10 protein-coding genes are annotated in these 13,259 nt (G+C 63.6%); 4 read left to right on the top strand and 6 right to left on the bottom strand.

The window, feature by feature from the left end; translation table 11 throughout:
- Positions 1–59: 59 nt before the first annotated feature.
- The 4 genes from EN845_RS17835 to EN845_RS17820 form a co-directional block, all read right to left on the bottom strand.
- Positions 60–806 carry a transporter substrate-binding domain-containing protein gene (locus EN845_RS17835; protein WP_127872027.1) on the bottom strand — a complete coding sequence of 249 codons (747 nt, stop codon included), beginning with the start codon at positions 804–806 and terminating at the stop codon, positions 60–62.
- A gap of 22 nt (positions 807–828) precedes the next feature.
- Positions 829–1,899: a LacI family transcriptional regulator gene (locus tag EN845_RS17830; RefSeq protein WP_127872028.1), complete on the bottom strand. Its 1,071-nt coding sequence runs from the start codon at positions 1,897–1,899 to the stop codon at positions 829–831.
- A 198-nt stretch (positions 1,900–2,097) separates the two neighbouring features.
- Complete coding sequence (locus tag EN845_RS17825) at positions 2,098–3,105, bottom strand: amino acid ABC transporter substrate-binding protein (RefSeq protein WP_127872029.1); 1,008 nt, start codon at positions 3,103–3,105, stop codon at positions 2,098–2,100.
- 115 nt (positions 3,106–3,220) lie between these two features.
- Positions 3,221–6,277: an aminotransferase class III-fold pyridoxal phosphate-dependent enzyme gene (locus EN845_RS17820; protein WP_127872030.1), complete on the bottom strand. Its 3,057-nt coding sequence runs from the start codon at positions 6,275–6,277 to the stop codon at positions 3,221–3,223.
- Positions 6,278–6,408: 131 nt separating this feature from the next.
- Here EN845_RS17820 and EN845_RS17815 point away from each other — a divergent pair, with 131 nt between their 5' ends.
- Positions 6,409–6,849, top strand: coding sequence for an Lrp/AsnC family transcriptional regulator (locus tag EN845_RS17815; RefSeq protein ID WP_127278763.1), 441 nt, complete (start codon positions 6,409–6,411; stop codon positions 6,847–6,849).
- Positions 6,850–6,887: 38 nt separating this feature from the next.
- Here EN845_RS17815 and EN845_RS17810 read toward each other — a convergent pair whose 3' ends face one another.
- A complete protein-coding gene (locus EN845_RS17810) occupies positions 6,888–7,421 on the bottom strand; it encodes a TetR/AcrR family transcriptional regulator (RefSeq protein ID WP_127872031.1) in 534 nt (177 codons plus the stop codon).
- A gap of 145 nt (positions 7,422–7,566) precedes the next feature.
- On the opposite strand from EN845_RS17810, the gene EN845_RS17805 reads away from it, so the two are divergent.
- Positions 7,567–8,940 (top strand): efflux RND transporter periplasmic adaptor subunit, encoded by a 1,374-nt coding sequence (locus EN845_RS17805; protein WP_127872032.1) that lies wholly within the window; start codon positions 7,567–7,569, stop codon positions 8,938–8,940.
- Complete coding sequence (locus tag EN845_RS17800) at positions 8,937–12,020, top strand: efflux RND transporter permease subunit (protein ID WP_127872033.1); 3,084 nt, start codon at positions 8,937–8,939, stop codon at positions 12,018–12,020. The genes EN845_RS17805 and EN845_RS17800 overlap by 4 nt, the downstream gene beginning before the upstream one ends.
- A 105-nt stretch (positions 12,021–12,125) precedes the next feature.
- Here the strand turns inward: EN845_RS17800 and EN845_RS17795 are convergent, their stop codons facing one another.
- Complete coding sequence (locus EN845_RS17795) at positions 12,126–12,581, bottom strand: L,D-transpeptidase (protein WP_127275743.1); 456 nt, start codon at positions 12,579–12,581, stop codon at positions 12,126–12,128.
- 343 nt (positions 12,582–12,924) lie between these two features.
- On the opposite strand from EN845_RS17795, the gene EN845_RS17790 reads away from it, so the two are divergent.
- A complete protein-coding gene (locus EN845_RS17790; protein WP_127275744.1) occupies positions 12,925–13,257 on the top strand; it encodes a hypothetical protein in 333 nt (110 codons plus the stop codon).
- The last annotated feature ends 2 nt before the right edge of the window (positions 13,258–13,259 follow it).

Raw genomic sequence — 13,259 nt, 5'->3', positions numbered from 1 at the left:
CCGTCCTCCCGTTCCCATGGCTCCGGCGCCAGGCGCCGGAGCCGAAGTCCTTCAAGCGGCTATTTTGCGCCCCAGTATTTGGCGATCAGCGCGTCGAGGCTGCCGTCGGCCTTGATCGCCTTCAGCCCTTCATTGAACGCGGCGATGTTCTCGTCGCCCTTGCGGAAGACCAGCCCGAGAGGATCGGACTGGAGATTCCTGATCGGCACGACCAGCTCGCCGGCGAATTCCTTTTCATAGGCGGCGGCATTGGCGCCGTTGATGACAACGCCGTCGACGTCCTTGTTCTTCAGCGCGATGACCGAGGCCGCGAAACTGTCGTAAGCGACCACATTGTCCTTGCCGACAATGCTTTCAGCGACCTGCGCGTCGGTGGTGTTGGCCTGCGCCGAGAGCTTCTTGCCTTTCGCCTTGAAGTCATCGAGGGATAGACCCTCGTCTTCCACCCGCATGAGCACGGCCTGGCTGTTGACGATGTAAGGGTCGGAGAAATCCATCGCCTTCTTGCGTTCGTCGGTGATGGAGACGCCGGAGGCGACCAGGTCGAAACTGCCCTGGTCGAGGGCGGCGAAGATGCCGTCCCAGCCGGTGGTGACGAATTCGGCCGTGCAGTTGATCTTGCCGCAGACCGCCTTCAGGACGTCGACGTCGAAGCCGACGATCTGGCCGGTCGCCGTGTCGACGCTTTCCATCGGCGGCGAGGTGGTGTCGGAACCGACCTTCAGAACCTTGCCGCCCAGGTCGGCGGCGCTGGTAGCGCTGGCTGTCAGCAGCGCAAGCGCAAGCCCGATCAGGATTTTCTTCATGCTCTTCCTCCCATTTTGATGGTTAACTGCGGTTTCGCCCGCCTAGATTGTCCGGCTGCCGGCCGATGAGTTCAGGTCTCGACACCAGGGCGAGTTCCGCCGGGTCCTCGCCCGCCATGCGCCGCAGCAGAAACTCGCCGAGCTTGCGGCCGAGAAGCTCGATCGGCTGGTAGAACGTCGTGATCGGCGGAGTGAAATAGGCGCTGACGTTGATGTCGTCATAGGCGATGACGTCGACATCCACCCCGACGCGCCGTTCAAGGCTGCCCAGCGCCGACAGGACGCCGAGCGTGGTGGATTCGTTGATGCAGACCAGGGCGGTGGGCGGATTGGGCAGGCCAAGAAGCCTGAGCGCGCTGTCGCGGCCGAAGCGCGTGGACAGATCGCCGTCGGCCACGAGGTCCGTCGATGCTGCAAGACCCGCCTCGTGAAAGGCCCGCGAGAACCCGTCGATCCTGTCCAGGGCATAGGAAAGACGCCGATCCGCGTTGATCAGGGCGATACGCTCATGTCCGCCCGCGATCAGCCGCGTCGTGGCGGTGAACGCCGCCCATTCATTGTCGACATCGACATGGGCGTAGACGAGGGGCTTGCGGCAACGGCCAAGCGACACGAATGGAAAGCCGCTTTCGACCAGCATGTCGATACGGGGATCATCGGCCAGCACGCCGGAAAAGATCAGGCCGTCGGCCGCGCTCTGGTCCACGATGCGGCGGGCGATGTCGAAGGCATCGCCAAAACTCCGGAAGCCGTGCACGGACAGCTGATAGTCGCTGTCTTCCAGCGCCTGGCTTACGCCGCTCAGGATCTGCGTGTATTCGACACCGTCCCATTCATAGCCGACGGCGGACGTTATCGGCATCAGCACCGCGGCCCGATAGGTCTTGCCTGTCCTCAGCGCCATGCCCCGCGCATTCGCCTGATAGCCCAGTTCCCGCGCGGCGGCGACGATGGCATCCCTTGTCGGCCGCGCGACGACCGGCGATCCCCGCAGCGCCTTGGAAATGGTGGCGATCGAATAGCCGGTGTGGGCGGCCAACGTCTTGATCGTTGGCGAAAACTCTCGGCGTTCGGGTTCTCTGTTCTCTGCCATCAACGGCGACCCATTCCTCAGGTCGGCATCCGTATCATCGGATAAAAACGTTTTCAAGAAGAATATAAACGTTTTTATCCGACAATCATGGCCAAGAGCGGTGAAGGCGGCAATGCGTCGAGGTCGCGCATCACCCCCTTTTCACAGGGGCGAGCATCGCCGGGCGCGGACCTGGGGCACCCGGTTCGCCGGCAGGTGTCAGCGCGCCGGCGGCGCGTACATCAGGCCGCCGGCGTTCCACAGCGCATTGATGCCGCGCGCGATTTTCAGCTGGCTGGACTGGCCGAGATTGCGTTCGAACATCTCGCCGTAATTGCCGACCTTGGCGACGATATTGTAGGCGAATGCGGGGTCGAGCCCGAGCTGTTTGCCATTGTCGCCCTCGACGCCGAGGAACCGGCGGATCGTCGGATTCTGCGACTTCAGCGAGGCTTCCGCATTGGCCTGCGTGATGCCGTCCTCTTCCGCCTCGATCAGCGTAAACAGCGTCCAGCGCACGATGTCGAACCACTTGTCGTCGCCCTTGCGCACGGCTGGGCCGAGCGGCTCCTTCGAGATGATGTCCGGCAGCACCGTGAACGCGGCGGGATCGGTCAGCTTCAGGCGCTGCGCATAGAGCGCCGAGGCGTCCGTCGTGTAGACATCGCAGCGGCCGCTATCGAACGCCTTGATTATGCTGTCGGCGGAATCGATGACGACCGCCTCGTATTTCATCTGGTGCGCGGTGAAGTAGTCGGCGACGTTCTGCTCGGTCGTCGTGCCTTGTTCGGCGCAGATCGTGGCGCCTGAGAGCTTCAGCGCGCTGTCCACGCCGAGGTCCTTGCGCACCATGAAGCCCTGGCCGTCATAATAGGCGGCGCCGACGAAATGGATGCCCATGCCGGTGTCGCGCGACAAGGACCAGGTCGACTGCCGCGACAGAATGTCGACGGTGCCGGCCTGCAGCGCCGTGAAGCGCTCCTTGGTCGACAGCGGCACGTAACTCACCTTGTCGGGGTCGCCGAAGACGGCGGCCGAGACCGCGCGGCAGAAATCGATATCGAAGCCGCTCCATTTGCCCTGGTCGTCGGGCGCCGAAAAGCCCGCGACGCCCTGGCTGACGCCGCAGATGATCGATCCCCTTTGCTCGACGATGTCGAATGTGTCCGCCTTGGCCGGCAAAGTGGCCGATGCGAGCAAGAGCGCGCTGACGATTGCATGTTTCATGGTTTCCTCCCTTGATGAGGCAAAGCCTCTCCTCCCGCCGGCACGTGACGCGCCGGACGTTCCTGAAATCGTTGATCCTGAATTCCGCCCGCGCGCCTCCTTGCGCGGTGTCGTCCTAAGCCCGTTCCGCCAGAACCGCGGCCAACGTCTCGTCGAGAACGCCGACCAGATGATCTGCATTGGCCATGCTGAAGATCATCGGCGGGCGCATCTTCAGCACATTGTCGTGCGGCCCTTCCGTGCCGATCAGCACGCCGCGTGCCCGAACCCCGTCGTTGATGCGGCGGGCAAGGGCGGTCGCAGGTCTCTTGCTCTTGCGGTCCTCGACCAGTTCGATACCGAGGAACAGCCCCTGGCCGCGCACGTCGCCGATGATCTCGTAGCGGGCCCGCAGCGCCTTGAAGCGCGCCATGAGATAGTCGCCGATCTCCAGCGCATTGCGCCTCAGCCCGTCGCGCTCGATGACGTCGAGCACCGCGAGCCCGGCCGCGCAGGACACCGGATTGCCGCCGAAGGTGTTGAAATACTCCATGCCGTTGTTGAACGAGGCTGATATCTCCGTGGTCGTCACCACGGCCGCCATCGGGTGGCCGTTGCCGATCGGCTTGCCCATGGTGACGATGTCGGGCGTCACCCCCTGGGTTTCGAAAGCCCACCAATGGCTGCCGACACGGCCAAAGCCTACCTGCACCTCGTCGGCGACGCAGATGCCGCCGGCGGCACGCACCATCGCGTAGACTTCCCTGAGATATCCCCCGGGCAGGAACACCTGGCCGGCGACGCTGGGGATCGATTCCGCCAGGAACAGGCCGGGCGCGCGGCCTTGTCTCGCCATATCGGCGATCTGCTCGGTGACGCTCTCGGCAAACCGCTTTGCATGCTCGCCCTCCGGCCACTCCGCCGGAGCATGGTAACTGTCCGGAATGACCGCTTCGAACACATGCGCCGGGCGCCCCTTGCCGCCTTTGCGCTTGTATTTGTAAGGGCTGAGGTCGATCAGTTCCTGCGTCGTGCCGTGATAGGCCCAGTCGAGCACGATCGCCTCGCTGCGCCCGGTATGGGCCCGCGCCATGCGCAGCATCAGGCTGTTGGCCTCGCTGCCCGAGCAGGCGAAGGACGCCACCGACAGGCCGGCGGGCAGCGTCGCCGTCAGCCGCTCGGCATAGGTGACGATGGCATCGTGCAGATAACGGGTGTTGGTGTTGAGCTTGGCCGCCTGCCTCGCGATCGCCTCGACCACATCGGGATGCGCATGGCCAAGGTGGCAGACATTGTTGAAGCAGTCGAGATAGGCGCGGCCGCGATCGTCGATCAGCCAGGCGCCTTCGCCGCGCACGAACTTGATCGGCTCGGAATAGGAGATGGAGAGATTGGGCAGCAGTGACGCCTTGCGTGCGGCGACGATCTCTGGACGCGACCGGCCGCTCTGGCGGAAGGTTTCGGGCGGAATTCCGGCAAGGTCCGCGGCATCGGGAAACAATTCCTTCCACACGTCGAGATAGCGCTCCTCGCCGACCCCAAGGATGTCGCGCGCGGCAAGGCTCGTATCCGTCGATATCTGGAAATGCAGATGCGGCGCCCAGCCGCCATTTTCCGCCGGCGTACCCATCTCGCCGACGAGCGCGCCGGCTTCAAGCCGGTCGCCGGCCTTCAGCCGCCGCCCAGCCTCATGCGCCATGTGCCCCCACAGCGTGACGAAAGGCGGGCAGCCCGGCGGCACATGCTCCAGCGCCACGAGACAGCCATAGCCGAGCGGATCCTCCTCGATCTCGACGCTCCTGACGGTCGCGGCGAGCGGCGTGTAGAGCCGTGTGCCCGCCGGCATGAAAAGATCGAGGCCGAGATGGTTAGCGCGGCGCGCGCCTTCGACGAAACGCGACTCGAAAATGTCGCTGGTATAGACGGTGCGAGCCTCGCCCCAGGGACCGATGCCGAGCGCGACGCCATGTTCGGCACAATAGGCATCCCACCATTCGGTCGCCTTGTCGGGCTGCTGTGTCGCCGACGTCACCGTCATCGGATTTTGCGGATCGCCATAGGGCACGAGCGCCTTGGCAAGCGTCGCCGGGTGACGGTCGAGGATCGGCAGAAGTTGCGTGCGGTTGGCCGCGATCCAGCCTGTCACGGCGCGCGCTCCGGAGGCGGCTTCGAAGCCGCAGGCATGGCGCAGGATCGCCGTCGCGAAGCGCCGGTTCATCCTGCCCAGACGACGCAACAGCCGCCAGGCCGGTGCTTCCGAGATCGACAGGTAGGGATTGTCGGCTGTGCGGTCCTTGCGTGCCGCCGACAGCGTCACCGAGGTGACGAGACGCATCGCAATGAGATCGAAGAGCAGGTCGAGTTCTTCCTCACGCAATGGATACTCGGCATGGAAGCCGGCGGCGAGACGGGCGGCGGCGCCGATCGGATCCTCTGCATCGAGGATGGCATAGGCGCAGGCGACGGCAACCTCGGCGATGAGCACGCTGTGCAGCGCATCGCCGAAATCGATCAGCCCGGCGACACGCTCGGGCCTTTCGGGATCGACGAGCACGTTCCAGTCATTGGCATCATTATGAATGACTTGCGCCCGCAATGCCGACAGCCTGGGCGCCACCTCGGCATCGAAATGATCGAGGAACCGCTCCAGCAAGGCGCGGTCCTGTTCGTCGTCAATGTGGTGAAGGCGTTGCCGCGCGGCACCTGCCTGGCGAATGTCCCAGTCGAAAGAGCGCAATGCGCCGGGATGGATGAAGCCTTGCAGGGCACGATCGAGCCGGCCAAGCGCGCCGCCCAGGCCTTCCAGCAGCGCCGGACTGGGCGTGCTCTCGGCCAGCGGCCGTCCGGGAAGCCATGACACAAGGCGCACGGCATGATCTTCGCCGCCCGGCACTTTTGTATGGGCGAGCGAAGCGCCCCGCCCCGTCTTCCTGAGACGCGGCACGGCGAGGTCCGGACTATGGCGCTCCAGATGATCGAACAACGCGGTCTGGAATTCACTTTCGACGAGCGGCTCGCTGGCGTTGACGATCTTCAGGATCCAGAGCGATTGGTCTGGAGCGGTCAGCTTGAAATTCCGGTCGCGTTCGCTGTCGAGCGGTGTGACGCTGCCGGCAATGCCGAAGTGCCGCGTTGCGATATCGACGGCCTCGGTCTGCGAGATTTGAGGCGCCGGGTATGAGACGTTGGTCATCGGGCAATCCGGATCTGATTTGTCAAAGCTTGGCATGGGCCAGAAAATCGGGCATCCGGCAAAGCGTCGGTTATGCCGGCACAATGACCGCATTGACCGGCACATTGACGGAACCGTATGGAGCGCGCGCAATGAAGGAACTGGACGCCAAGGACAGGGACATTCTGGGCATCCTGTCGAAGGAGGCGCGCATCCCGCTGAAAACGCTTGCGGGGCGCATCGGCCTGTCGCGCAGCGCGACGAGCGAACGGGTTGCCTCGCTGGAAAAGAGCGGCGTGATCAGAGGGTATCGGGCCGATATCGGCCAACTGGACCCAGGGTTGATCCGCGCCTTTCTGCTGGTAACGCTCATCCGCACGCCGTCGATCGGCATTCTCGACCAGCTGGCGCGCTATCCGGAGGTCCGGCGGGTATCATCGGTCAGCGGCCAGCTCGATCTCATCGTCGAGGTCGAAGTACCGTCGATCGACCGCCTCAACACACTGCGCGACCTCGTTGCCACTCTCGGCGGCGTCGAGGACCTGACAACCGCGATCGTCCTGCGCCGGGATATCGAACGCGCCGTCGACTGAACGACGGCTGCGGCGGCGTCCTTCGCCGGCCAGGCAGCCTATTTGGCGATATCGAGAAGTGAGGATACCAAAAGCTCGCGTTCGTCCTTCGACAGCACGTCGGAATCGAACAGGTTCATGCTGCGCAGTCCTTCGATGGCGAGATAGCAGACCAGCAGCGATTTGAGGTCCGGCGTCTCGCCTTTCAGGCGCTCGAAAAGCTGCCGCTTGAATGTCTTTATCGGCGTCATGAAATCGGGATCCTCGGCGATCGCCGAAAAGATCCAGGATGCGGACGGCTGCTTTTCCTCGCAATCCTCCGCTGACAGCTTGATATAGACGGCGAGGGGATTTTTGTCGTTGTTGTTGCTGTTCGCCGATTCCAGCGCTTGCTCGAAATCGCGTAGATAACCTTCGACAAGGCCCTGCATCAATTTGGCCTTGGTGGGAAAATTGTAGAGCAGTCCGCCCTTCGACACGCCGGCGCGGCTGGCGACGGCATCAAGCGACAGGCTACCAGGCCCGGATTCCCGGGCAACATCAGCCGCCGCGGCGAGAATCTTCTCGCGCGAATTCGGTCGTTGGGCTCTCATGGCGCCTCCCTAAGCAAGCTTAGGCCCAATTGACAAGACCGTCCAGACGGTACAGTAAGACCGCCATTATTTGAAATCGGGACCTGCGGTCGATATGTGTCCCGATGTCCGCGCTTCGCGCCGGATTTCGACTGAGGGGACTTCCTTGTTCAAGCGCATACTCCGTATCTTTCTCATTATTGTGGTCCTTGCCGTGCTCGTCATCGTGGTCGGCGGCATCGTCGGCTTCAACTTCCTGCGCGACAACGGCATCAAGCAGTATTTCGCCACCATGAAGCCGCCGGCGGCGACCGTCTCGACGACCATCGCCAAGCCGTCGAACTGGACGCCGGGCGTCGAGGCCATAGGTACTGTCAGCGCGGTGCGTGGCGTCGACCTGACCGTCGAAACCGCCGGCATCGTTAAGGAGATCCTCTTCCATGCCAACCAGAAGGTTGCGGATGGCGCGGTCCTGCTGCAGCTCGATGATGCCGTCGAGCGGGCCGATCTCGAAGCGACGAAGGCGCAAGTGGCGCTTGTCGAGACGGCGCTGACGCGCGCCGTCGAACTGCAGAAGCGCGGCGTTAATGCGGAAGCTACGCTCGACACAGCGCGGGCGACGGCATCGGCCACCGCCGCGCAGGTGAACAAGCTGCAGGCGGTGCTTGACCAGAAGCAGCTGAGGGCGCCGTTCAGCGGCACGGTGGGCATCCCCAAGATCGATCTCGGCCAGTACCTAGCGACCGGCACGTCCGTGGTAACCTTGCAGGATCTGGACACGATGCGGGTCGACTTCTCGGTTCCCGAACAGCAGCTGCCGTTGCTCCAGATCGGCCAGACCGTTCGGCTTGGCCAGGGCGGCGGCGACATGCCTTTCGCCGGCAAAATCCGTGGCATCGACCCCAAGATCGACCCGTCCAGCCGGCTGGTGAACATCCGGGCGGAAGTCGCCAATCCCGAAGGCAGATTGACCCCTGGCCAGTTCGTGCAGGTGCGTGTCGAGCTGCCCGAGGAGCAGGACGTGCTGTCACTGCCGCAGACGGCGCTGACCACCAGCCTCTATGGCGACTACATCTTCGTGGTGCAGCCGGCCAAACCCGCCGGGGCGGCCCCGGCACAGCCAGCCAAGCCGGAGGAAAAGCCAGCCGCGGCGGCCACCGACAAGCCGGCGGATGCCAAGCCTGCGGACGCCAAGCCGGCGGACGCGATGAAACCGGCAGCCGAAGCCCTGAAGCCGGCTGCTGAAGCCAAGCCCGCAGACGCAGCCAAGCCAGCGGACAAGGCCGCTTCCGACGCCGCCAAGCCGGCCGATCCGGCCAAGCCGGCGGCGGAAGCCGACAAGCCGGCGCTGGTCCTGTCACAGGTCTTCGTCAAGCCCGGCCGCCGCAATCAGGGCATGGTCGAGATCGTCGAGGGTCTGAAGGCCGGCGACGAGGTCGTCACCGCGGGTCAGAACCGGCTCTTCAACGGCATGTCCGTCAACGTCGACAACACGATCGATCCGACCAAATCGGCGAACAAGCAGGCCGACCAGCAATGAGCTTTTCCGATCTCTTCATCCGCCGGCCCGTCCTTTCGACGGTCCTTGCCTGCATGATCCTGCTGCTCGGGTTCCAGGGTATCTTCAACCTGTCGATCCGGCAGTATCCAAAGGTCGACGAAACGGCGATCACCATCACGACGGCCTATCCGGGCGCCAGCGCCGACCTGATCCAGGGCTTCATCTCCGCCCCGATCGCGCGCGCCGTCGCCTCGACCGAGAACATCGACTACGTCACCTCGTCCAGCCGTCCGTCCTCCAGCACCGTGACGGTGCAGATGAAGCTCGGCTCCAATCCCGACGTGGCGCTGACCGAAGTGCTGTCCAAGGTCCAGGGCGTGCGCGGCACCTTGCCGGACGCCTCCAAGGACCCGGTCATCGTCAAGGGTACCGGTCAGCAGTTCGCGATGATGTACATCTCGATGCAGAATCCGAACATGACCAAGGAGCAGCTGACCGAGTATATCGAGCGCGTCATCAGGCCCCGCATGTCGACGGTCGAAGGCGTCGCCGACGTGCAGATCTTCGGCGCCCAGGAATACTCGATGCGCGTCTGGATCGACCCGGTCAGGCTCGCCGCCCGCGGCGTGACGGCTGCCGAGGTGCTGACGGCGATCAACAACTCCAACTTCCTGTCGGCGCCCGGCAACACCCAGAACGAATATGTCGTCTCTTCTATCACGGTGCGCTCGACGCTGCAGACGCCCGAGGCGTTCGCGGCTCTACCGCTACGTTCGACCGACGGCAACGTAGTGCGCCTGCGCGATGTGGCTCGCGTCGAACTCGCCGCCGCCAACACCGACACAAGGGTCTCCTTCAACGGCAAGCCCGGCACCTTCCTCGCCATCTTCCCAACCCCGGCGGCCAATCCGCTGACCACCGCGGCCGCGCTCACCAAGCTCGTCCCGCAGATTCAGGAGACGCTGCCCAAAGGCATGACGATCGAGGTCGTCTACGACGCGACCGGTCAGATCAGCGCGTCGATCGACGAGGTGTTCAAGACCATCGGCGAGGCGGTTGCCATCGTCGTCGTCGTCATCCTGCTGTTCCTCGGTTCGTTCCGCTCGGTGATGATGCCGATCATCACCATCCCGCTGTCGCTGATCGGCGTCTGCTTCCTTTTGTTCGCGGTGGGCTATTCGATCAATCTTCTGTCGCTGCTGGCCATGGTGCTGGCGATCGGCCTTGTCGTCGACGACGCCATCGTGGTGGTGGAAAACATCCACCGCCACATGGAAGAAGACCACATGCCGCCCATGCAAGCGGCCTTCAGCGGCATGCGCGAGATCGCGTCGGCCATCGTCGCCATGACCATGACGCTGGCCGCCGTTTTCGCGCCGCTGGCCTTCACCGGCGGCCTGACCGGCGCCCTGTTCCGCGAATTCGCGGTGACGCTTGCCGGATCCGTGGTGCTGTCTGGCGTCATTGCCATCACCATTACGCCGATGATGTCGGCGCGCCTCCTGAAGCCCGGCAATGCCGGCCGCTTCCAGCGCATCGTCGACGGCACCTTCTCGCGGGTCGAGCACGTCTATGAGCGCGCCGTCACGGGGTCTTTGAACTATCGCCCGCTGACGCTGCTCATAGTGCTGGCGCTTGTCGGCGTGACCGGCTTCATGTTCACGAAGACCTCGACGGAACTGGCGCCGGAAGAAGATCAGGGCTTCCTGCTCTCGCTGGTGACGGGGCCGCGCTATGCGACCTCCGATTACACCGAGACCTACGTCAACCAGATCCTGGGCCTGGTGAAGGATATCCCCGAAACACGGGCGCAGTTCTCCGCCGTCGCGTTCGGCGGCACGACCAACAGCGCCTTCGTCGGTTTTGCCTTCAAGGATTGGGCGGAGCGGAAGCGCAATTCGAAGGAACTGCAGGCCGACATTACGGCTCGTATCGCCAAGGTGGCGGGTGTCCAGGCCTTTGTCTTCGCGCCGCCGACGCTACCAGGCTCCGGCGGCGGCTTGCCGATCTCCATGGTGGTGCGCTCGACCGGCGATTCCGCTCAGGTGTTCGAGGAAGCCGAGAAGATCAAGAACAAGGCGCAGGCCTCGGGCCGCTTCATCGTCGTCCAGAATTCGATGGCCTATGATGCGCCGCAGGTGACGGTGACCATCGACCGCGACCGCGCCGCCGCCCTCAACCTGCCTATCGCCGATATCGGCCGCACGCTGACGCTGCTGGTCGGCGGCGCTGAAGTGGCGCAGTTCGACCGCGACTCCAACAGCTACGACATCATTCCGCAGGTGCCGCAGGAATTCCGCGACAATCCCGAAAAGCTCGGCCAATACTTCGTACGCAGCGTGACGGGCGAGATGGTGCCGCTGTCGGCCGTGGTGACGATTTCGAACAATGCCTCGCCGGCGGCCATCGAGCAGTTCAACCAGTTGAATTCGTCGACGATCTCGGCGCTGCCGCTGCCCGGCGTCACCACCGGCGACGGTTTGAAAGTCCTCGAGGACATTGCCAAGGAGAGCCTGCCCGACACCTTCTTCATCGACTATTCCGGCCAGTCCCGGCAGGAGAAGGAACAGGGCAACACGATCCTGATCGCTTTCGGCGCGGCCGTCATTGTCATCTATCTGGTGCTGGCGGCGCAGTTTGAAAGCTTCCGCGATCCGCTGATCATCATGATGGCGGTGCCATTGTCGATCTTCGGCGCGATCGTGCCGCTCAATTTGGGCCTCGGCACGCTCAATATCTACACCCAGGTCGGACTGATCACGCTGATCGGCCTGATCACCAAGCACGGCATTCTGCTGGTCGAATTCGCCAACCAGCAGCGAGAACTGCATGGCATGCGGCGGCGTGACGCCATCATCGCCTCGGCCAAGGTGCGCCTGCGGCCGATCCTCATGACGACGGCCGCGATGGCGCTGGGCGTGGTGCCGGTGATCGTTTCCAGCGGTGCCGGTGCCGCGGCCCGCTATTCGATGGGCCTCGTCATCTTCACCGGCATCCTGGTCGGCACCATGTTCACGCTGTTCGTCGTGCCCATGTTCTACACCTTCATCGCCAGCAAGGACCTGCCGCATCTGGCGGAAAAGCCGGATCCGAAGCTGATGCCGGCGCTGCCGAGCTGACGCACAGGACGCAAGAAACAAAAAGAGGCCGGAATTTTTCCGGCCTCTTTTTTTGGCGGTCGCTCCAGCAGCTCCGGCATATGGCCGAGCGCGGCAACCTGCCTGCTACTTGACGATGACGATGCTGGTGTTGGCCGGCCCGAAGGTCTCGACAAGCTGGTAGAAATCGGCGGCATTGTCCGGATGCAGCCGCACGCAGCCATGCGAGGCCGGCTGGCCGAGGCGCTTGATGGCATAGGTGGCATGAACCGCGTAGCCGCCACTGAAAAAGACCGAATGCGGCATCGGCGCGTTGTCGTACTTTTTCGAATACCACATCTCGTGCATGCGCGTCGGCTTGAACGAGCCGGTCGGCGTCACATGCGCCCTGTCGCCGGTGGAAACCTTCCAGGCGAAGGTCGGCCGGCCGTCGACCGAGACTTCCATGACCTGCTGCGACAGCGAAACGCGTGCCACGACGGTGTTGGCGGCATGGGCGGCGTTTGCGCCGAACAGAAGCACGCTGCCCATGAACGCGGCGGCGGTGATGTTGATGAGCTTTGCGGAAATGGCGGTGTGCATGACGTCCCCTCTCTCTGCCGATCAGGCCGGCTCCAATTCGATGGGTGGCTTATCCCTCCCGCATGTTTCGGTGATATTTCGCGATATACGCGTTTGTGTTTCGAATTTGTTTCCCCTGGTTAACAGAGCAATCGGTATCGTCGGCAACTGTCCCATCCGAAACACGTGGTCAGGGATGACGTACATAGGTATTCATACCGAAACGAAAGTTCGACTTGCCGCTATATGAAAGGATGGAGGCGAATTTCGAAACCAAACTGCAACAAAGCGCGGCTTTTGGCGGCATGATCCGGATACGGACGGGAGGCAAAAGTTGACGCAACGAAAGCAGACGGCAACGACCATGGGAACGAAAACGAACACGCGGTCCTGGCTCTTCAGGATCAGCATCGCGGCGGCGGCCATCGGCGGCGTCGGCAGCATTGCCGGCCGCCCGGCGGCGAAGCTGGCAGCGATGAGTTCGAGCGAGATTTCGACCCTGCACGTCGCTCTGTTTTGCGCCACGGTCTGGATTGTTTCCAGCCTGCGCATCGCCCGGTTGAAGGCCCTCTGGCGGGTTGGCCTTCGGCTGCTGGTTTTGCGCGGCCCCTCCGGCAACTTGCTGCCGAGAGGACCGAAGGCCCGCGCCGCGACGGGGGGCTCCGTGGGCGGCGCGGGCACTTCGGGAGTTTCCTGAAG

The organism is Mesorhizobium sp. M8A.F.Ca.ET.202.01.1.1 (genome assembly GCF_004791595.1).
Lineage (GTDB): Bacteria > Pseudomonadota > Alphaproteobacteria > Rhizobiales > Rhizobiaceae > Mesorhizobium.
The sequence above is the reverse complement of the archived record's forward strand: the minus strand, read 5'-3'. Positions and strand labels throughout refer to the sequence as shown.

Coding starts and splice junctions, on each gene's coding strand:
- EN845_RS17795 (WP_127275743.1), bottom strand. CDS start 12,581: ATGCACACCGCCATTTCCGCAAAGCTCATCAACATCACCGCCGCCGCG.
- EN845_RS17790 (WP_127275744.1), top strand. CDS start 12,925: ATGGGAACGAAAACGAACACGCGGTCCTGGCTCTTCAGGATCAGCATC.
- EN845_RS17810 (WP_127872031.1), bottom strand. CDS start 7,421: ATGAGAGCCCAACGACCGAATTCGCGCGAGAAGATTCTCGCCGCGGCG.
- EN845_RS17820 (WP_127872030.1), bottom strand. CDS start 6,277: ATGACCAACGTCTCATACCCGGCGCCTCAAATCTCGCAGACCGAGGCC.
- EN845_RS17815 (WP_127278763.1), top strand. CDS start 6,409: ATGAAGGAACTGGACGCCAAGGACAGGGACATTCTGGGCATCCTGTCG.
- EN845_RS17835 (WP_127872027.1), bottom strand. CDS start 806: ATGAAGAAAATCCTGATCGGGCTTGCGCTTGCGCTGCTGACAGCCAGC.
- EN845_RS17800 (WP_127872033.1), top strand. CDS start 8,937: ATGAGCTTTTCCGATCTCTTCATCCGCCGGCCCGTCCTTTCGACGGTC.
- EN845_RS17825 (WP_127872029.1), bottom strand. CDS start 3,105: ATGAAACATGCAATCGTCAGCGCGCTCTTGCTCGCATCGGCCACTTTG.
- EN845_RS17830 (WP_127872028.1), bottom strand. CDS start 1,899: ATGGCAGAGAACAGAGAACCCGAACGCCGAGAGTTTTCGCCAACGATC.